The 18,979-nt window shown below is 39.8% G+C and carries 18 protein-coding genes; 13 read left to right on the top strand and 5 right to left on the bottom strand.

Features of this window, described 5'->3' with window-relative positions; all coding sequences use genetic code 11:
* The first annotated feature begins 167 nt into the window (after positions 1 to 167).
* Entirely contained in the window at positions 168 to 965 is a 798-nt protein-coding gene (locus PVK70_RS10075) for an alpha/beta fold hydrolase (protein ID WP_130048208.1), read from the top strand.
* Positions 966 to 1,039: 74 nt separating this feature from the next.
* Here the strand turns inward: PVK70_RS10075 and purU are convergent, their stop codons facing one another.
* Complete coding sequence (gene purU, locus PVK70_RS10070; protein ID WP_130048207.1) at positions 1,040 to 1,873, bottom strand: formyltetrahydrofolate deformylase; 834 nt, start codon at positions 1,871 to 1,873, stop codon at positions 1,040 to 1,042.
* A gap of 344 nt (positions 1,874 to 2,217) precedes the next feature.
* Here purU and PVK70_RS10065 point away from each other — a divergent pair, with 344 nt between their 5' ends.
* The 7 genes from PVK70_RS10065 (at position 2,218) to rnd (ending at position 9,822) form a co-directional block, all read left to right on the top strand.
* Positions 2,218 to 4,179, top strand: a complete 1,962-nt coding sequence (locus PVK70_RS10065; RefSeq protein ID WP_130048206.1) for an ATP-dependent DNA helicase — start codon at positions 2,218 to 2,220, stop codon at positions 4,177 to 4,179.
* A gap of 7 nt (positions 4,180 to 4,186) precedes the next feature.
* Entirely contained in the window at positions 4,187 to 4,888 is a 702-nt protein-coding gene (gene tsaB / locus PVK70_RS10060; RefSeq protein ID WP_130045505.1) for a tRNA (adenosine(37)-N6)-threonylcarbamoyltransferase complex dimerization subunit type 1 TsaB, read from the top strand.
* A 59-nt stretch (positions 4,889 to 4,947) separates the two neighbouring features.
* Positions 4,948 to 5,247, top strand: a complete 300-nt coding sequence (locus PVK70_RS10055; RefSeq protein ID WP_130048205.1) for a chromosome partitioning protein ParA — start codon at positions 4,948 to 4,950, stop codon at positions 5,245 to 5,247.
* Positions 5,248 to 5,267: 20 nt separating this feature from the next.
* Positions 5,268 to 5,819, top strand: a complete 552-nt coding sequence (locus PVK70_RS10050) for a Slp family lipoprotein (protein ID WP_130048204.1) — start codon at positions 5,268 to 5,270, stop codon at positions 5,817 to 5,819.
* Between the two features lie 5 nt (positions 5,820 to 5,824).
* The gene (locus tag PVK70_RS10045) at positions 5,825 to 6,694 is read left to right on the top strand and encodes an alpha/beta fold hydrolase (RefSeq protein ID WP_130048203.1); all 870 of its coding nucleotides are present in this window, start codon (positions 5,825 to 5,827) and stop codon (positions 6,692 to 6,694) included.
* Positions 6,695 to 6,876: 182 nt separating this feature from the next.
* Positions 6,877 to 8,559 carry a long-chain-fatty-acid--CoA ligase FadD gene (gene fadD / locus PVK70_RS10040; protein ID WP_130045501.1) on the top strand — a complete coding sequence of 561 codons (1,683 nt, stop codon included), beginning with the start codon at positions 6,877 to 6,879 and terminating at the stop codon, positions 8,557 to 8,559.
* Between the two features lie 141 nt (positions 8,560 to 8,700).
* Positions 8,701 to 9,822, top strand: a complete 1,122-nt coding sequence (rnd, locus tag PVK70_RS10035; RefSeq protein WP_130048202.1) for a ribonuclease D — start codon at positions 8,701 to 8,703, stop codon at positions 9,820 to 9,822.
* Between the two features lie 84 nt (positions 9,823 to 9,906).
* On the opposite strand, the gene minE is transcribed toward rnd, so the two are convergent.
* The 3 genes from minE to minC are packed head-to-tail and all read right to left on the bottom strand — an operon-like array spanning position 9,907 to position 11,672.
* Entirely contained in the window at positions 9,907 to 10,167 is a 261-nt protein-coding gene (gene minE / locus PVK70_RS10030; protein WP_130045499.1) for a cell division topological specificity factor MinE, read from the bottom strand.
* A 2-nt stretch (positions 10,168 to 10,169) separates the two neighbouring features.
* On the bottom strand, positions 10,170 to 10,982 hold the full coding sequence (gene minD / locus PVK70_RS10025) for a septum site-determining protein MinD (protein WP_130048201.1): 813 nt from the start codon (positions 10,980 to 10,982) through the stop codon (positions 10,170 to 10,172).
* 24 nt (positions 10,983 to 11,006) lie between these two features.
* Positions 11,007 to 11,672, bottom strand: a complete 666-nt coding sequence (gene minC / locus PVK70_RS10020; protein ID WP_130048200.1) for a septum site-determining protein MinC — start codon at positions 11,670 to 11,672, stop codon at positions 11,007 to 11,009.
* Positions 11,673 to 11,855: 183 nt separating this feature from the next.
* On the opposite strand from minC, the gene PVK70_RS10015 reads away from it, so the two are divergent.
* On the top strand, positions 11,856 to 12,137 hold the full coding sequence (locus PVK70_RS10015; protein WP_130045496.1) for a YcgL domain-containing protein: 282 nt from the start codon (positions 11,856 to 11,858) through the stop codon (positions 12,135 to 12,137).
* A gap of 3 nt (positions 12,138 to 12,140) precedes the next feature.
* Positions 12,141 to 13,115, top strand: a complete 975-nt coding sequence (locus tag PVK70_RS10010) for a lytic murein transglycosylase (RefSeq protein WP_130048199.1) — start codon at positions 12,141 to 12,143, stop codon at positions 13,113 to 13,115.
* A gap of 138 nt (positions 13,116 to 13,253) precedes the next feature.
* Here PVK70_RS10010 and mnmC read toward each other — a convergent pair whose 3' ends face one another.
* On the bottom strand, positions 13,254 to 15,296 hold the full coding sequence (mnmC, locus tag PVK70_RS10005) for a bifunctional tRNA (5-methylaminomethyl-2-thiouridine)(34)-methyltransferase MnmD/FAD-dependent 5-carboxymethylaminomethyl-2-thiouridine(34) oxidoreductase MnmC (protein WP_130048198.1): 2,043 nt from the start codon (positions 15,294 to 15,296) through the stop codon (positions 13,254 to 13,256).
* A gap of 120 nt (positions 15,297 to 15,416) precedes the next feature.
* On the opposite strand from mnmC, the gene fabB reads away from it, so the two are divergent.
* The 3 genes from fabB to PVK70_RS09990 all read left to right on the top strand — a co-directional run bounded on the left by fabB (position 15,417) and on the right by PVK70_RS09990 (position 18,898).
* Positions 15,417 to 16,628 (top strand): beta-ketoacyl-ACP synthase I, encoded by a 1,212-nt coding sequence (fabB, locus tag PVK70_RS10000; protein ID WP_069593894.1) that lies wholly within the window; start codon positions 15,417 to 15,419, stop codon positions 16,626 to 16,628.
* A gap of 126 nt (positions 16,629 to 16,754) precedes the next feature.
* Entirely contained in the window at positions 16,755 to 17,885 is a 1,131-nt protein-coding gene (locus tag PVK70_RS09995; protein ID WP_130048197.1) for a 4-phosphoerythronate dehydrogenase, read from the top strand.
* Positions 17,885 to 18,898: an aspartate-semialdehyde dehydrogenase gene (locus tag PVK70_RS09990; protein WP_130048196.1), complete on the top strand. Its 1,014-nt coding sequence runs from the start codon at positions 17,885 to 17,887 to the stop codon at positions 18,896 to 18,898. Before PVK70_RS09995 ends, PVK70_RS09990 begins: the two co-directional genes overlap by 1 nt.
* The last annotated feature ends 81 nt before the right edge of the window (positions 18,899 to 18,979 follow it).

Here is an 18,979-nt window from a genome sequence, read left to right as displayed (position 1 = left end):
AATCTCAGTATTAAATTAAAGTCTAATAAGGACAAAAAAAGAGCATAAAAGACGGGTTGGTCTCCATCATACCACCGAGTGATTTATATTGAAAATGATGGCGCAATATTCATAGTTAATTGGGTATGTTATAGTCAACGCATCTCTATTTTATGAAAAGTGAAAGGATGACAACTTCTTTATTATACCATCGAACGTATGAGCATAAATCAAGCTCGAAATGGGTGGTGTTTGTTCATGGTGCCGGTGGCAGTTCGACCACATGGTTTAAGCAAATTTCAGCGTTTAGAAAGAATTTTAATGTGTTGCTTATTGATTTACGTGGTCATGGACGTTCGAATCATTTCTCTCAACTCAAAGAATTCATTAACAAGCAATATTCTTTTAAAGTAGTGAGTCAGGATATTTTAGATGTGCTTGACCATCTTAATATCAAATCTGCACATTTTGTTGGTATGTCACTAGGAACCATTATTATTCGAAATTTGGCAGAAATAGCCCAAGATCGAGTCAGTTCTATGGTGCTAGCTGGTGCGATAACACGTTTTAATTTTCGATCTCAATTTCTGATTAAAATGGGAGATATGACGAAAAATATCATGCCTTATATGTGGTTATATAAATTGTTTTCTTATGTTGTTATGCCACAGAAGAGTCAAAAAGAATCTCGTCACATTTTTACTCGTGAAGCCAAAAAATTATGTCAAAAAGAGTTTAAACGTTGGTTCAAATTAGCGGCCGATGTAAACCCATTGATGCGTTACTTTAAAGATAAAGAACTGGCTATACCTACACTGTATGTGATGGGGGCAAATGACTATTTGTTTATGAAGCCTGTTGAAGAGATGGTAGCAGTACATGAACACAGTCAATTATTACAGATCCCTGAATGTGGACATGTGTGTAATATAGATAAACCAAAAGAATTTAATAAACACGCAATAGAATTTATAGCAGCTCAATAAGTGCTTATAGCAATAGTCTAAAATAAAAATGGCGATCATTATGATCGCCATTTTTGTTTTTATTCGTTATAAAATTAAAGAATAACGGTTTTGTTACCATACACAAAAACGTGATCATTTAAGACTTTAGTCAGCGCTTTACTGAGCACGGATTTTTCAACATCACGCCCTGCCATTGCCATATCTTCAGCACTAAAGTTGTGATCTACAGGGATAACATCTTGCTTAATAATTGGTCCCTCATCTAAATCATTTGTTACAAAGTGTGCCGTTGCACCAATGATTTTTACGCCGCGATCGTACGCTTGTTGATAGGGTTTAGCACCAATAAATGCAGGCAAGAAGCTGTGGTGAATATTAATGATTTTTTTAGGGAATTGAGCCACAAAGTTTGGCGTTAATACACGCATATATTTTGCTAGAACCACGTATTCAGGCTCATAAGAATTAATGACCTCAAGCATTTTTTCTTCGTGCTCTTCGCGCGACAGATCTTCATGAGAGACATGGTGGAATGGGATATCAAATTTTTCGATTAATCCACCTAAAGTATCGTGGTTTCCAACAACTGCGGCAATATCAATATTCATTGCACCAGAATAGGCTTTGATAAGAATATCACCAATACAATGTGCTTCTTTTGTTACCAGAATGACCACTTTCTTTCGCGGTTCTGTCACTAACTTACGATGGCTCCCTGGTGGAAGTGCTTCATCAATATCAGTTAAAAAAGTGACATCATTAAAAATGCCTTCTAGCTCGGTTCTCATAAAGAACTGGCCTGTGACATTATCAACATATTCATTATTATGAATAATATTTAACTGATGTTTGTAACAAATGTTGGTTATTTTCGCTATTAGCCCACGAGAATCAGGGCAATCCGTTAGTAGTATTTTCTTTTCCATTTTATCTCTCGTGTTTGCAATGGTTTTATCTAAATTGGTAAGTATACCAATCTACATAAGTATTTGATCATTCTTGCTTGTTAAAATCGATTTTTCCTGCGCAATTATTTGAACAACTACTTATCCAGAATGGTATTATAAATAGTATTCTCTCTATTCTTTTACCGATAAATGAAGAGGGCGTAAAGGGGTTTTTACTAAATCAAATCAAAATACTAGCGGAAGTCGTTATCTAGAAGTCGCCGTTTTAGACCGTAACTCTCAAAACTTAGCGTTTAGTTTTTTCGAAAATCTTGGCATAATCTCAACCTTATTTTTTAAACTCACAATGAATGCAGGTTGATATGATAGCCAAGATATTTTCTTCTTCAGGCGCGTTAGGTAAAGCCATCCCAGGTTTCCAACCTCGTCAACCTCAGCTTGATATGGCTCATGCCGTTCATGATGCAATTAAAAATGGCACACAGCTTGTTGTAGAAGCGGGTACGGGTACCGGAAAAACCTTTGCCTATTTGGCTCCTGCATTAGTGAGTGGAAAAAAAACCATCATCAGTACTGGCTCTAAAAACTTACAAGAGCAACTATTTCATCGTGACCTACCTTTAATGACGTCATCCTTGGGTTTTTATGGCCAAGTCGCCTTATTAAAAGGGCGCTCAAATTATTTATGTCCTGAACGCTTGAATCAACAATTGGTAGAAAGCCACACGCCTCAAGCAGATCCTGAATTATTAACACAATTAGTAAAGGTACGTTCTTGGTCTTCTGAAACTAAAACCGGCGATTTAGGTGATTGCACTGCAATTGCAGAAGACAGCCCAATTATCCCAAGCATTACATCAACAAATGATAATTGTTTAGGGAAAGAATGCCCAAGCTTTGAAGAGTGTTTTGTAGTTAAAGCGCGTAAAAAAGCGATGGATGCGGATGTCGTGGTGGTAAACCATCATCTATTTTTAGCCGATTTAGCAATTAAAGAAACTGGATTTGGTGAGCTAATTCCAGAAGCAGATATTTTTATCTTTGATGAAGCCCATCAGCTTCCAGATATTGCCAGCCAGTACTTTGGACAGAATTTATCAAGCCGACAATTAACGGAATTAGCCAAAGATATCGAAATTGGTTATCGCACCGAAGCAAAAGACATGCGGCAACTGCAAAAAGTAGCGGAGCGTTTAGCTGGCTCAGCAATGGATTTGCGTATCATTTTAGGCGATACCAATTTTAGAGGTAACTGGCGAGAAGCGATTAAGTCTCAAGCGGTTCAGCGCGAAATTGTAAGAATCAACGATGCCTTCGAGTTAGCACATGACGTATTAAAATTGGCATTAGGTCGTAGTCAATTATTGGATGCCGCCTTTGAACGTTGCACCTTACTAAAAAATCGACTCGAGCGTGTTTGTGATACCACGATTGGTGGTTATTCATATTGGTATGAATGTACTCCTCGTCATTTTAGTTTAAATATTACCCCTCTTTCTGTTGCTGATAAATTTAAAGAGCATCTCGCCGATAAAGAGGGTGCGTGGATTTTTACGTCAGCAACGTTAGCGGTAAATGACGACTTTTCGCATTTTACTCAGCGTTTAGGATTAGAGCCGAAGAAACAATTTACCTTACCGAGTCCGTTTGATTATCAGACACAAGCGCTATTGTGCGTGCCTCGTTTTTTGCCTGAACCGAACAGTTACGGTATTGCTGAAAAACTAGTCGAGTTATTGCAGCCAGTGATTAAGCAAAATAATGGTCGTTGTTTTTTCTTATGCACTTCACATCAAATGATGCGTGACTTAGCTGAGAAATTTAGAGAAACACTGGATCTGCCAGTCTTAGTACAAGGTGAAACCACTAAGCAGCAATTACTGTCTGAGTTTATGGAACTAGGGAATGCTTTATTGGTTGCTACGGGCGCTTTTTGGGAAGGGATTGATGTTAGAGGTGATGCGCTAAGCTGTGTTATCATTGATAAACTTCCTTTTACAGCACCCGATGATCCATTGTTAAAAGCTCGAATTGAAGATTGTCAATTGAGTGGTGGTGATGCATTCTCGCAAGTACAAATTCCAGATGCTGTCATTACGTTGAAGCAGGGTGTTGGTCGTCTTATTCGAGACACAAAAGATAAAGGAGTATTGGTGATTTGTGATAACCGTTTAGTCACACGACCTTATGGTTCAACATTTTTACAGAGTTTACCACCAATACCAAGAACACGAGATTTACGCAATGTGTCTGAATTTTTGGCAAAAGCCAATCAGAGCAGTGAAAATGAATCAGAAAAACAAGAAGCTATTTTAGAAAATTGAGGCATTAATGAGCGCAAAAATTTTAGCGGTAGATACCGCCACTGAAAACTGTTCTGTCGCACTAATTGTTGATGGGAAAGTCTATTCTCGACGTGCAGTGGCACCGCGTGAGCACACGATTAAAGTATTGCCATTTGTTGATGAAGTATTAAAAGAAGCGGGTGTGCGCTTACAAGACTTAGACGCATTAGCTTTTGGTCAAGGCCCAGGTAGTTTTACTGGTGTTCGTATTGGTATTGGTATTGCTCAAGGTTTGGCGTTTGGTGCCGATTTACCTATGATAGGTATTTCAACGTTAGAAGCGATGGCTCAAGCTGGTTATAGAGAACATGGTGCAACGCAAGTCGCTGCAGCTATCGACGCTCGAATGGGTGAAGTGTACTTTGGTATGTATCAACGTAATGACGATGCAACATGGACTTATAATGTGGCAGAAACCGTCTTTAAGCCAGAAGCGTTATTAACTTATTTGCCAGAGCAGTCTGGTGAGTGGTTAACAGTAGGCACCGGATGGGATGCCTATGCAGAAGCGTTAGCAGAGTTACCATTAGAGCGTAAAGCTTCTGAGGTATTGTACCCTGATGCTGAAGACATGGCGTTTTTAGCACAGCAAAAATTTGAACAAGGATTGGCGTTACCAGCAGAAGAGTCTGCCCCTGTTTATGTTCGTGATACGGTGACATGGAAGAAATTACCGGGTCGAGAATAGTTTTTATAATTAAAGCGAGGAGTTTATACCTCGCTTAGTTGTTTCTTTAAAAGGTCATTATGGTATCGATTCAAGGCTTACCGCCCGCGCTGATACAAAAACAGCAAGCGGTTGGAAAAAAGAACCAAGTCAAGAAGGCGACGGGAAGTAAATCTTTAGTTGCACAACCATCAAAAGTGGCGACAGCGGTAACAACACAAGTAAAACAGCTGAATGCATCAGAATACGCAAACTCTCGCATTCAATACGATTTGCCTGAAGGGGGAAACCGTAAAGCAATGGAAGAGTATATGGACATCATGTTACAAAAGCGTAGAGAGGAACTTGCTCAACTCGTCGGTGTCGATCTCTATGTATAACCCGATATGTAAGGATTAATATGAAACAGACAGTGTGCTTTTTTTTAGTATTATTACTTGCTGGTTGTAGTTCATTACCTCAAGAATTGACTTCTTCTCAAGCTGTCGTTATCACTGAGTACAGTGCTTTTTCTACAGTAGCAGAAAGTAATCGAGAGAGTGACGTGCGCTTAGGTGGTGTGATTGCTCGAATTGATAATTTAACAACAACTACTCGAATTGAAGTGGTTAACCTGCCTATTTCTTCTTCTGGGAAGCCAGACATTGCTCAAGAACCAAACGGTCGATTCGTGGTTTATTTTGATGGGTTTATCGATCCGGTTACTTATGCCAAAGGACGATTAATTACTGTCTTAGGGCAATCAAATGGAATTGAAAAAGCCACTGTGGGTGATTATCTTTACTCTTTCCCTATCATTACCGGTGTTGGTATTCATTTATGGCAAGTTCAAGAATACGTTGTGACTAACGATTTCAATATGAATTATATGCCATGTACTGGTAGTCGGTGTTTACATCAGCGTAGCCGCCTTGAAACCCGTCGTGGAAAAGTGGTACAAGAAGTACAATAATCAGCATGAGCCCATTTCAAGAATCAAGTATTGAACTTCATCATGGCACCATTGCAATGATGGAAATAAAACCCAAAAATACGCACCAAACATTGCTGTTTTTGCATGGCTGGCAAGATAATGCAGCGACGTTTAAAACGACGATGGAAGCATACGCACAAGAAAACCCACATCATCATTTAATTGCTATTGATTGGTTTGGTCATGGACGCTCAAGCCATAAAGGCGGTGATAATTTTTATCACTTCTTTGATTATATCGATGATCTTCACCAAATAGTTCTTCATTTAAAATTAGAGCCTATAGTTATTATTGGTCATTCTTTAGGTGCTTTAGTCGCCAGTGCTTATAGTGCCGTGTTTCCTGAAAAAGTAGCAGCATTGGTGATGATAGAGGCACTTGGCCCTTTAAGTGAGGAAGAAGAGGCAATTTCAGATAGGATCCGACAAGGTATTTTAAGCCGTCAGCGATATAGAAATAAGCCTCAGAGAACCTTAAAAAATACTCAAACCGCCATTGAATTAAGAGCTAGCGTGAATCAACTTCCAGAACGGTTAGTTGAACCAATGGTAATGCGATCATTGAGTATCAATTCAAACTCGCTTCAATGGACAACCGATGCAAAAGTAAAATGCGATGCTCTGTATCGTATGAGTGAAGTTCACGCTTTGGCATTACTTTCAAAAATAGAGTGCCCAGTGGTTGCAGTTATTGGCGCTGAGGGCTACGGACATTTGAAGCAAAAAATGCATCGATATGCTTATATTTCACACTTTGATTGTTATCAAATTGAAGGTGGTCACCATTGCCATTTAGAAAATCCTATTCAGGTAAGTAGTTACATTAGCGCGTTAGTTAACAAAATAAACACATAACTGCTTCACATATTTAAAAAAACGCCCCGTTTATGGTCAAATATTCATCGAATATACAATTGATAATAAAATAAGTTGACTATAATTGTGGAGTAAATAGTCTACACATAAAAAGTGATAGTGATCACTGTTTGAATTATTGTGAAATAAGCAATAAATCGTATATAAAATAGGAGAAAAGCGTGGATAAAGTTTGGCTTTCACGTTACCCAGAAGACGTACCAGCAGAAATTAACCCTGACCAATATAGCTCATTGGTTGATATGTTTGAAAAATCGGTTCATAAATACGCCGATCAGCCTGCATTTATCAATATGGGTTCAGTAATGACATTTCGTAAGTTGGAAGAGCGCAGTCGTGCTTTTGCTGCTTATTTACAAAATGAACTGAAGCTTAAAAAAGGTGATCGTGTTGCGTTAATGATGCCAAACTTACTGCAATACCCAATTGCATTATTTGGTGTGTTGCGTGCGGGTATGGTAGCGGTAAATGTGAATCCACTATATACGCCACGTGAGTTAGAGCATCAGTTGAATGATTCAGGTGCGGCTGCAATCGTTATTGTTTCAAACTTTGCGAGTACGCTAGAAGAAGTTGTTGAGAACACACCAGTAAAACACGTTATTTTAACGAACTTAGGTGAGCAACTGCCGCGTGCCAAAGGTACAATTGTAAACTTCGTGGTTAAGTACGTGAAGAAAATGGTACCAAAGTACGATCTTCCTCATGCTACCTCTATGCGTAATGCATTACGTAAAGGCCGTAGAATGCAGTACATCAAGCCATTCATTGATAGTGAAGACTTAGCCTTCCTGCAATACACGGGTGGTACTACAGGCGTAGCAAAAGGCGCAATGCTTACTCATCGCAATATGATTGCAAACGTAATGCAAGCAAAAGGCGCTTATGGCCCTGTGTTGACTGAAGGGCGTGAGCTTATTGTTACTGCGCTTCCTCTTTACCATGTATTTGCGTTAACGGTTAACTGTTTACTGTTTATTGAAATGGGTGGTCGTAACCTGCTTATCACTAACCCTCGTGATATCCCAGGTTTTATTAAAGAACTACAAAAATACCCATTTACTGCAATTACTGGTGTAAATACGCTGTTTAATGCTCTAGTGAACAACGAAGATTTTCATGAGTTAGATTTCAGTAACCTTCGCCTATCTGTAGGTGGTGGTATGGCTGTGCAACGTGCTGTTGCTGAAAAATGGCAGCAACATACAGGTTGTTACCTACTAGAAGGCTACGGCTTAACTGAGTGTTCTCCATTGGTTGCAGCTTATCCGCATAACCTAACGTCATACAATGGCTCGATTGGTTTACCTGTACCGTCAACTGAAGTTCGAATGGTTGATGAAGAAGGTAATGTTGTTGCTAACGATCAAATCGGCGAGCTTCAAGTTCGTGGCCCTCAAGTGATGAAAGGCTATTGGAACCGTGCGGAAGCGACCAAAGAAATGATCACTGAAGATGGTTGGGTAAGCACGGGTGATATCGTTAAATTTGATGATGAAGGCTTCCTGCATATCGTTGACCGTAAAAAAGACATGATTTTAGTATCAGGTTTTAACGTATACCCAAATGAAATTGAAGATGTTGTTGCGCTTCATGGCAAAGTACTAGAAGTCGCAGCTGTGGGTAAACCACACCCAACATCAGGTGAAGTGGTTCGAATTTGTGTTGTTAAACGTGATCCAAGCCTAACGAAAGATGAGTTAATTGCTCATTGTCGTAAGCATCTAACGGGTTATAAAATCCCACGTATTGTTGAGTTTAGAGACGATCTTCCAAAAACAAACGTAGGTAAAATTCTGCGTCGTGAACTGCGTGATGAATATAAAGCAGAAGAAAACGCATAATTTGGTTACAATGTAAAAACACGATAATGCCAGCTTACTCGCTGGCATTATTTTTATTTGTTATGAAATTTTAGAGACAAGATAGCTTAGTTTTTATTGAGGTTAAGCTATCTTGCCTTATCGATCTTTTAAGGAAGAATAGTGAAATTTGAAATCGTCACTCAGAGTCAGCGTTTGGCTGAGATCTGTCAGCAAGCAAGTAGTAAACCATTTTTAATGTTAGATACTGAGTTTGTAAGAACACGAACGTTATATGCTCGCTTAGGTTTAATTCAAATGTTTGATGGCGAGACATTAGCACTTGTCGACCCCGTTGAAATTGATGATTTAACACCGCTTTGGGATTTATTAAAAAATGAATCGGTAACTAAAGTGCTTCATGCGTGTGGTGAAGATTTAGAAGTATTCCAGCATTACGCGGGTTGCATGCCAACGCCTATGATTGATACACAGATCATGGCGGCATTTTTAGGCTATGGACTATCAACGGGCTTTGCTAAGCTTGTTTCTGATTATTTAGGTATTGATTTAGATAAAGGTGAAGCTCGAACTGATTGGATGGCACGCCCTTTATCTGAAAAGCAACTAAACTATGCAGCAGCAGATGTACATTATTTACTGCCATTGTTTGAAAAACTTCAAGCCGAATTAGCACAAACTCAATGGGAATCGGCAGCGTATCAAGAATCTGCTCTTGCGGTTAAAAAGCGTGAAAAACAGCCTGATGCAGAAAAAGCGTTTTTAGATATTAAAAATGCGTGGCAGTTAAATCCTAAGCAGTTAGCTGTGCTAAAAATGGCAGCGAAATGGCGTCTAGAAGAAGCAAGAAAGCGTGATCTTGCGGTTAACTTTGTTGTTCATGAATTAAGTTTATGGAAATTGGCACGTTTTAACATTCGCAGTAAAGAGCAAATGTTAAAAGAAGGTTTTGATCCAAGAGAGGTGCAGCGTCATGGTGGAAAATTATTGCGTTTCTCTTATCTAGCAGATGATTTAAACCCGGCTGAATACCCAAAAGAGATCACTCGTTTAATGGACTACCCTGGTTATAAGCAGATCTTCAAATTATTGAAAGATGAAGTGAAGCTAGCATCAGATAAATCAGGATTGATGCCGGAGTTCTTAGCCTCTAAAAAGCAGTTAAATCAGTTATTATCTTGGAAGTGGAAAAAGAACAGCGCACCAGAGTTAAAACCTGACGCATTGAATGGTTGGCGCGGTGATTTACTTGAAACGGGTTTCATGGCGGTACTTGAAAAATAGTAGCAATACGACCTAATTCCACTTAAGAAAAAAGGTGACTATTAATAGTCACCTTTTTTTATCAATATCGAATTTTTTTAGACGTTAATGATCATCTTCAGGAAGAGTAACGTTTAACTCTAATACTGATAAATCTTCCTCTTTTTGTTCAAGAGAAACCGTTACCATATCAGGGCTAACATTAACGTACTTACTAATAACCCTAAGAATATCTTCTTTAAGTTCAGGTAAATAAGATGGAGCAGGGCCGCCATTACGACGTTCTGCAACGATGATTTGTAGCCTTTCCTTAGCTATGTTAGCAGTGTCTTTCTTTGGTGTTCTAAAAAACTCAAGCAATGCCATGCTTACCCTCCAAATAGTCGTTTAAAGATGCCTTTTTTCTCTTCTTCTAAGAAACGGAATGAAACTTCTTTGCCTAATAGACGGTCAACCGCATCTTGGTATGCAGCGCCAGCATTAGACTCTTCATCAAAAATTACAGGAACACCCTTATTCGATGCGTTTAGTACCGATTGGCTCTCAGGAATTACTCCTAATAACGGGATATTCAGGATTTCTTCAACATCACCAACACTTAACATTTCGCCTTGGTTTACACGAGCAGGGCAGTAACGAGTTAACAGTAAATGTTGTTTTACTGGCTCTAATGATTCTTCTGAACGGCGAGACTTAGAATCTAAAATACCAAGAATACGGTCTGAATCTCGAACAGAAGAAACTTCAGGGTTAGTTGTGATGATCGCTTCATCTGCAAAGTAAAGTGCCATTAAAGCACCCGCTTCGATACCCGCTGGAGAATCACAAATAATGAAATCAAAATTCATTTCGATAAGCTCATCAAGAACTCGACGAACCCCTTCTTTTGTTAGTGCGTCTTTATCACGAGTCTGAGAAGCGGGTAGGATAAATAAATTACCTACACGCTTATCTTTAATTAATGCTTGGTTCAGAGTTGCTTCGCCATTGATTACGTTTACAAAATCGTAAACAACGCGACGTTCGCAGCCCATGATTAAGTCAAGGTTACGCAAACCAATATCAAAATCGATTACCGCGGTTTTTTTGCCAGCTAGAGCAAGTCCGGATGCAATAGCAGAGCTAGAAGTAGTTTTACCTACACCGCCTTTGCCTGAAGTCACAACGACAATACGTGCCATTTTTATTATTCCTTTTCAGTTGTGCTATAACGTTAGGGTATCGATCTGAATACGGTCTTCAACCATAGTGATCATGACATTTTGATGCCAATACTCTTTGTCAATTTGGTCGCTTAACCAATAATTACCCGCAATGGAAATCAGTTCAGCTTGTAAGTTTTTACAGAAGACTTTTGCCTCTGTTTGACCACTCGCGCCAGCAATTGCTCTGCCACGTAATGTGCCGTGAATATGTATACTGCCATCTGCAATCACTTCTGCACCTGGACTTACGTGATTTAAAATTACAAGGTCTGCATCTTTTGCATACACTTGCTGGCCTGAACGAATAGGCGTTTTTACCACTTTCGTTGGCTGCATACTGGCTTTTTGTGTTACTTGTTGAGGTGTAAATGAAGTCATAACAGCAAACCCTGCTGCTGTTGCCTGAGCCTGCTTTTCTTTATCTTTACAGCCAGTGATCCCAACAGGGATCATCCCAGTGCGTTCGACACCAGATTTTAGCTCAAAAAAGTTAATTTCATTCGATACATTCTCAATATTGACCACGACAGGCGCTGAAGCAAAAAAAGAGGGAGCTTGAGCTACTTTCTGCTCAAGCATACTTAATGCCAAAGCAACGTCATCATTAGGTAAATGTAATACTGAAAGGGTGAAATTACTGCCCTTTAAATCGGCTGTTTTTGTCATACTATTCTGTATCTTGATAAATTTAATACCACAAATCTGATACCATGTTATAGTCAGTTTAAGCGTACAGCAAGTTATCTTATTGTCTTAAGTGTACTTTTTAGTAAGGCTCTCATCAAATAGACATTAAATGTATGTTTGAAGTTGAGAGTAAGATCAATTCTATCAAAAATAGGTTATAAAATGTTCTGTTCAGTTTATAAAAGTACCAAGAAACAAGGTGCTTATCTTTATATTGCAAAAAAAGATGACTTTACACCCGTTCCGAAAGAATTAATGACAATGTTTGGTACGCCAACCATGGTAATGGTCGTAAATTTGGCAGGCAGAACATTAGCTTCAGTTGACGTAGAAAAAGTAAAAGCATCAATTCAAAATGAAGGCTTCTTTTTACAGTTACCACCGCCTCCAGAGAACCTGCTTGAGAAATACAAGCAAGAGAAAGCACAAAGAAATGAGAAATAACCTATGAAGAAAAAATTACTGCTAGGGATAGTCAGTTTATTAGTGGCAACATCAGTAACTGCGGGCACACCTGAAGGAGACTTTCAGGACTATATTGTCGAATTAAAAAATGAAGCGAGAGAAATAGGCATTTCAGAACCGATTCTTGAGCGTGCATTTAAAGATATCGCTTTTAAAGAAAAAGCGGTTAAATCAGATCGTAATCAACCAGAAAAAAAATTAACGCTAGATGAGTATATTCCACGAGCTGTGCCAAAATGGAAAATCAAACAAGCGAATGATTTATACCAAAAGCACTATAAAGAATTGACCCGAATTGGTAATGAATATGGGGTTCAACCTCGTTTTATTGTTGCGTTATGGGGTGTTGAAAGTAACTTTGGTAAGCTGACCGGTGGTTATAATGTGATTGAAGCATTGACGACGTTAGCTTATGACGGCCGTCGTGAAGAATTCTTCAAAAAACAAACCATGGCAGCCTTAACGATTTTACAGCAAGGGCATATTACTCCAGAAAATATGAAAGGGTCGTGGGCTGGTGCTATGGGCCAGTGTCAGTTTATGCCAACGTCATTCTTAGCGTATGCGGTTGATGGTAATGATGATGGTCGTAAAGATATTTGGACTACCGAAGCCGATGTATTTGCTTCAGCTGCAAATTATTTAAAACAAGTAGGCTGGGATGATACTTATACTTGGGGTCGTCAAGTTCAGTTACCTGAATCATTAGATGCAGAAAGCTTAAAAGGGTTGTCGGAAGAAAAAGGTAAGACGTTAGCTCAATGGCAAGAATTGGGTGTTCGTCGTTTAACGGGCAAAGCATTACCTGATGTAGATATCGAAGCATGGTTAGTGCAACCCGACGACAAAGATGGCCGTGCGTACCTTGTTTACAATAACTACCAAGTATTAATGGATTGGAACCGTTCGCATTATTTTGCGCTGGCGGTGAGTCACTTGGCTGATTCTATTAAGTAAAAGCGAGACGCAGCGAGCTGCTTGAGGGCGCAAACTGCGTTTACTTAAGACGCTTCGCTAGAGAATTTCTCCAGCGAAGCGTCTCAAGGAATTTATTCCGTCTTCAAGGGAGCTTGCGACCGCTCTGATCTTGAGGGTTTAAATATCCAACGGCTTCCCTTTCAATAACCTTCTCACCCATAATCTCCCTGGGTGCAATCCTTCAAGTACTGAGTTTGGCAGTGGAATTGGGTCACCCATTATTTGCGATGCTAATGTTTCTGCCAATAGTGGAGCAGAGCTTAATCCTCTAGAGCCCAATGTCAGCATGCAGAATAAACCGTCATAAACAGGGATATCTTTGGCTTCACGTAACCAATGGCGTTTCTTATAGATATTTTTGTATTCTTCTTGCATATCCACAAAACGAACCACATTACCAAGAAATGGCAGGTGATCACGACTGGCGCAGCGAATTCCGACACGAGCTAAATTATCAGACGTATCAGCTTCTTTCACCCAATCTTCGTTAGGGATGCATTTATGTAAGCGTTCGCCATTCTCTATTTGATCTGATCCTTTAAACGCTAAGTCTAAATCACGACGATCATAACTAGCACCAATACAATGGCTTTGATGCTTGGTATTTTCAGGCGTTAAGTAACCGTCATAACACAACACCGTTTTCAGCTTTTTCAAGGATTCCGTTGTAGGAATATGACTCACTTGCCCTCGAACTGGTGTCGCTGGAATATCTTTAGTTTGCTCAAAATCAGTAAATCTGTGCCCATTAGCAACCACAACGGCTTGATGTTTATTGGTTTTTTCACCAAGAACAAGGTTCCATTGTTTATCGTCCGTTTGAGTTAATTGCGTCACTTCAGCGTTATTATGCAGAGTAAATAGTGGGTTTTCTGATAAATGTTCAAATAATCCACGAGTTAATTGTTTTGGACATAACCAGCCACCTAATGGGTAGTGGACGCTTTCCATATTAATCGGTAAGCCAACCATTTGATTGGTTTTGTCGATATCAAAAGCAGAGACAAGTTCATTAGGGAAATTTCCCTCAAGCATTTTATTCAGCTTGTTGGCGGATTTTTCATCCCATTTTAACTGAGTAACGCCACACCAATCGTGATCAAATTCTACGTGTTTAGCGGCTTGGTCGATAAACTGACGAGCAAAAATAAATCCTGGAGCAAAGAAGCGAGAAAGGGAGTTGAATTTCTCATTAAGCAGTGGGTATACCGCGCCTTGTTTATTACCTGACGCCCCTTGTGCTGCTTTATCATCTTTACAGTAAACAGTGACACTCACACCGCGACGAAGCAATGTTGTCGCCAATGCTGCACTGGCTACACCACCTCCTATAATCGCAACGTCAGTGATGTTTTCGGGTGTCGTGCGTGCATACCAAACCTCATGATTAGCCTTGGCTTTACGTTCCGATAATGTTCCTGCAATCATTTCGCGTTTATGTCCAAAGCCTTTGACTTTTTTCATATCAAAGCCAGCTTCAATTAAGCCTCTGCGAACAAAACCAGCTGCTGTAAAAGTGGCGCAAGTACAGCCTTCTTTAGCAAGACTTGCCATATTATTAAATAGATTTTGATTCCACATTTCAGGATTTTTACTTGGTGCAAAACCATCTAAAAACCAAGCGTCGATAACACCAGAATCGTCCATCCAAATCTGAGGCATGCAATCTTTTATATCGCCAAACCACAGATCAAGCGTGATCATGCCATCTTCTAATACTAAACGGTGGCAATCAGGTACAGCAGCAGGATAATGTTCTTGCAGTTGCTCTGCGAGTTCAGCCAGTTCAGGCCATGCTTGATGTGCTTTAACTAAATCAGCTTTGGTTACAGGGAATTTTTCAAAGCTAACAAAGTGAAGTTCTTTTAAAGGGGCGTCAGGGTATTGTGAACGGAATGCTTTGAACCACTGCCATACAGCAAGAAAGTTTAATCCAGTCCCAAATCCGGTTTCACCAATTACAAAACGGCGTTGATCAAATTCTTTCCATCGTTGCGGAAGATTATTTTGTTGTAGGAAGACATAACGTGTTTCTTCTAAGCCATTATCATTAGAAAAATACACATCATCAAAATCATTTGAGATAGGTGTCCCAGATTCATTCCAATCAAGAATTGCATTTGTGATGCTGTTTTGTGGTAAAATGTGATTTCGTGACATAAATTTGCACCATTAAAGATAATCTACGTCGGATTTTAACGACTTATAGGAAAGCTGACCACTTTGTTGTGCTATCTTCGCTATTATCTACCAAGATTTATGACTTATTAGGAAAGAATCATGAAAAGAGCCGTAATTACAGGCATGGGCATTGTATCGAGTATCGGTAACAATGCAGAAGAAGTATTAGAGTCTCTGAAAGCTGGTAAATCAGGCATTAACTTCTCTGAGCAGTTCGCTGAAAAGGGTCTGCGCAGTAATGTTTGGGGCGATTTGAAAATGAACCCTGCTGATCACATTGATCGCAAAAAAATGCGTTTTATGGGTGATGCGGCTGCGTTTGCTTACATCTCAATGGAGCAAGCAGTAGCAGATTCTGGCTTAACAGAAGATCAAGTTTCAAATGAACGCACAGGTATTGTTGCAGGTTCTGGTGGTGCATCATCACTAAACCAAGTAAATGCGGTTGATATCTTGCGTGAGAAAGGCGTTAAGCGTGTTGGTCCTTACATGGTTCCACGTACAATGGCGTCAACGGTTTCTGCGTGTCTTGCAACACCGTTCAAAATTAAAGGCGTGAACTACTCAATGAGTTCAGCTTGTGCAACTTCTGCACACTGTATCGGCCACGCTGTAGAGCTTATCCAACTTGGTAAACAAGACGTAATGTTTGCTGGTGGTGGTGAAGAACTAGATTGGTCATTAACGATGATGTTTGATGCGATGGGCGCACTATCATCAAAATACAATGACACACCAGAAAAAGCATCTCGTACGTACGATGCAGACCGTGACGGTTTCGTTATCTCTGGTGGCGGCGGTATGGTTGTTATCGAAGAACTTGAACACGCTCTTGCTCGTGGCGCTAAAATCTACGGTGAAATCGTAGGTTACGGTGCAACATCTGATGGCTACGACATGGTAGCACCATCAGGCGAAGGCGCAGTTCGTTGTATGAAAATGGCAATGCAAAACGTAGACAGTGTTGATTACGTGAATACTCACGGTACATCTACCCCTGTTGGTGATGCAAAAGAACTAGGCGCTATCCAAGAAGTATTTGGTGCGAATAGCCCTGCTATCTCTGCAACTAAAGCAATGACTGGTCACGCGCTAGGTGCAGCCGGTGTTCATGAGGCTATTTACTCAACGCTAATGCTAGAGCACGGTTTTATCGCGCCGAGCATCAACGTTGAAACATTAGACCCAGCAGCTGAAGGTCTTGATATCGTAACTGAAAAACGTGATCAAGCACTAACAACCGTTATGTCTAACAGCTTCGGTTTTGGTGGTACAAACGCAACGCTAGTCATTAAGAAATACGAAGCGTAATCGCGTAATCACTAAAAAAAGATAGTAAAACCCAGTCACTTAAATTGGCTGGGTTTTTTTATACCTGTTTTTTGTTACGGAAGTGATAAACTGAATTCATGAATTGAAAGGATAACTGATTAAAAAATGAAAATATTGATTGATGAAAATATGCCTTATGCTGCTGAACTATTTAGTGAGCTAGGTGAGGTTGTTGCTAAATCAGGAAGAACACTAACAGCAGATGATTTAATTGATGTTGATGCATTAATGATTCGATCTGTAACTAAAGTGAATGCTGAGCTGATCTCAAAAGCCAATAAACTTAAATTTGTAGGCACAGCAACAGCAGGTATGGACCATGTTGATCAAACTTTGCTGAAAGAAAAAGGGATATTTTTCACAGCAGCTCCTGGTTGTAATAAAGTGGGTGTTGCAGAATACGTATTAAGTTGTGTCATGGTATTGGCTCAACAGCATGGCTTTTCTATCTTTGATAAAACGTTTGGTATTGTTGGTGCAGGTCAAGTAGGGTCTTATTTAGCTAAATGTCTTGATGCGTTAGGTATTCCATACTTACTTAATGACCCAATTAAAGAGCAAGAAGGCGACAAACGTTCATTTGTCGCGTTAGATGAGTTACTTGGAAAATCAGACGTTATTAGTTTCCATACGCCGATCACCCGCGATGGTGAATTTCCAACTCACCACCTGCTGAATGAAAAAAGACTCACGGCACTGCGTAATGACCAGATAGTGATCAATGCAGCGCGTGGCCCAGTGGTTGATAACCAAGCACTAAAACAGCGCTTATTAAAACAAGACGGCTTTAAAGCGGTATTAGATGTGTTTGAGTTTGAACCAGACGTTGATATGACGTTATTGCCATTACTTTCTTTTGCTACTCCGCATATTGCAGGGTATGGATTAGAAGGAAAGGCTCGTGGAACCACAATGATATTTAATTCTTATTGTGAGTTTTTAAATAGAGAAGAGCGCGCAGATCCACAAGCGTTATTACCTATAGCCCCAATCCCTAATGTGACACTAAATCAGCAATGGGATCATTCAACACTGCACAATTTGATTCAGTTAGTCTATGATGTGCGAAAAGATGATGCCATATTCAGAGCAGAAATCTCAACACCTGGTGCATTTGATAAAATGCGTAAAGAGTATTGGGATAGAAGAGAATACAGTGCCATCACAATCACAGGAACTAAACACTGTGGTTTAACCCCGTTAAAACAACTTGGATTTACAATCGAGGAAGTCTAATGACTCAAGAATTTGATGTTGCCATTCTTGGCGCAACTGGTGCCGTTGGCGAAGCTATTATGGATGTATTACAAGAGCGTAATTTTCCAGTTCGCAATTTATACCTTTTAGCGTCAGAGCGCAGTGAAGGCAAAACAGTTCGTTTTAATGGTAAAACATTAACCGTTGAAAACGTAGAAGAGTTCGATTGGAGCCAAGTACAAATTGGTCTATTTTCTGCAGGTAGTGAACTTTCTGCAAAATGGGCACCAATTGCAGCGGAATCAGGTGTTGTTGTTATCGATAACACATCACACTTCCGTTACGATCACGATATTCCATTAGTGATCCCTGAAGTAAACCCAGAAGCACTTGTTGATTTCCGTAACCGTAACATTATCGCGAACCCTAACTGTTCTACGATTCAAATGTTAGTTGCATTAAAACCAATTCATGATGCTGTGGGTATTGATCGTATCAACGTATCAACGTATCAATCAGTATCAGGTTCAGGTAAAGCGGGCATTGATGAACTAGCGGGCCAAACTGCGAAGCTATTAAACGGTTTACCAGCAGAGAACAAAGCTTACGATAAGCAAATTGCATTTAACTGCTTACCTCATATTGATGAGTTTATGGATAATGGCTACACCAAAGAAGAAATGAAAATGGTGTGGGAAACACAAAAAATCTTTGCAGATGATACGATTACTGTGAACCCAACCTGTGTACGTGTTCCAGTGTTCTATGGTCACGCTGAAGCCGTTCATATTGAAACTCGTGCACCTATCGATGCAGTAGAAGCAACACGTTTACTTGAAGAAACCGATGGTATTGAAGTATTCCACGGTAATGACTACCCAACACAAGTGAGTGATGCTACAGGTAAAGACCACGTAATGGTTGCTCGTATCCGTGAAGATATTAGTCATTCAATGGGGCTTAATATGTGGGTTGTTGCAGATAACGTACGTAAAGGTGCAGCAACAAACGCGGTTCAAATTGCAGAAGTATTAATTCGCGATTACTACTGATTAATATGACGGTTCTTTTATAAATAAAGAGCATGGTTTGCTTTGAATTATAGCCTTAGTGAAAACTAAGGCTTTTTTCTC

The sequence above is a fragment of the Aliivibrio sp. A6 genome (assembly GCF_028765505.1).
Classification (GTDB): domain Bacteria; phylum Pseudomonadota; class Gammaproteobacteria; order Enterobacterales; family Vibrionaceae; genus Aliivibrio; species Aliivibrio finisterrensis_A.
The sequence above is the reverse complement of the archived record's forward strand: the minus strand, read 5'-3'. Positions and strand labels throughout refer to the sequence as shown.

Coding starts and splice junctions, on each gene's coding strand:
- tsaB (WP_130045505.1), top strand. CDS start 4,187: ATGAGCGCAAAAATTTTAGCGGTAGATACCGCCACTGAAAACTGTTCT.
- PVK70_RS09990 (WP_130048196.1), top strand. CDS start 17,885: ATGACTCAAGAATTTGATGTTGCCATTCTTGGCGCAACTGGTGCCGTT.
- minC (WP_130048200.1), bottom strand. CDS start 11,672: ATGACAAAAACAGCCGATTTAAAGGGCAGTAATTTCACCCTTTCAGTA.
- PVK70_RS10055 (WP_130048205.1), top strand. CDS start 4,948: ATGGTATCGATTCAAGGCTTACCGCCCGCGCTGATACAAAAACAGCAA.
- fabB (WP_069593894.1), top strand. CDS start 15,417: ATGAAAAGAGCCGTAATTACAGGCATGGGCATTGTATCGAGTATCGGT.
- minE (WP_130045499.1), bottom strand. CDS start 10,167: ATGGCATTGCTTGAGTTTTTTAGAACACCAAAGAAAGACACTGCTAAC.
- PVK70_RS10045 (WP_130048203.1), top strand. CDS start 5,825: ATGAGCCCATTTCAAGAATCAAGTATTGAACTTCATCATGGCACCATT.
- PVK70_RS10050 (WP_130048204.1), top strand. CDS start 5,268: ATGAAACAGACAGTGTGCTTTTTTTTAGTATTATTACTTGCTGGTTGT.
- PVK70_RS09995 (WP_130048197.1), top strand. CDS start 16,755: ATGAAAATATTGATTGATGAAAATATGCCTTATGCTGCTGAACTATTT.
- PVK70_RS10015 (WP_130045496.1), top strand. CDS start 11,856: ATGTTCTGTTCAGTTTATAAAAGTACCAAGAAACAAGGTGCTTATCTT.
- mnmC (WP_130048198.1), bottom strand. CDS start 15,296: ATGTCACGAAATCACATTTTACCACAAAACAGCATCACAAATGCAATT.
- PVK70_RS10010 (WP_130048199.1), top strand. CDS start 12,141: ATGAAGAAAAAATTACTGCTAGGGATAGTCAGTTTATTAGTGGCAACA.
- minD (WP_130048201.1), bottom strand. CDS start 10,982: ATGGCACGTATTGTCGTTGTGACTTCAGGCAAAGGCGGTGTAGGTAAA.
- PVK70_RS10065 (WP_130048206.1), top strand. CDS start 2,218: ATGATAGCCAAGATATTTTCTTCTTCAGGCGCGTTAGGTAAAGCCATC.
- purU (WP_130048207.1), bottom strand. CDS start 1,873: ATGGAAAAGAAAATACTACTAACGGATTGCCCTGATTCTCGTGGGCTA.
- PVK70_RS10075 (WP_130048208.1), top strand. CDS start 168: ATGACAACTTCTTTATTATACCATCGAACGTATGAGCATAAATCAAGC.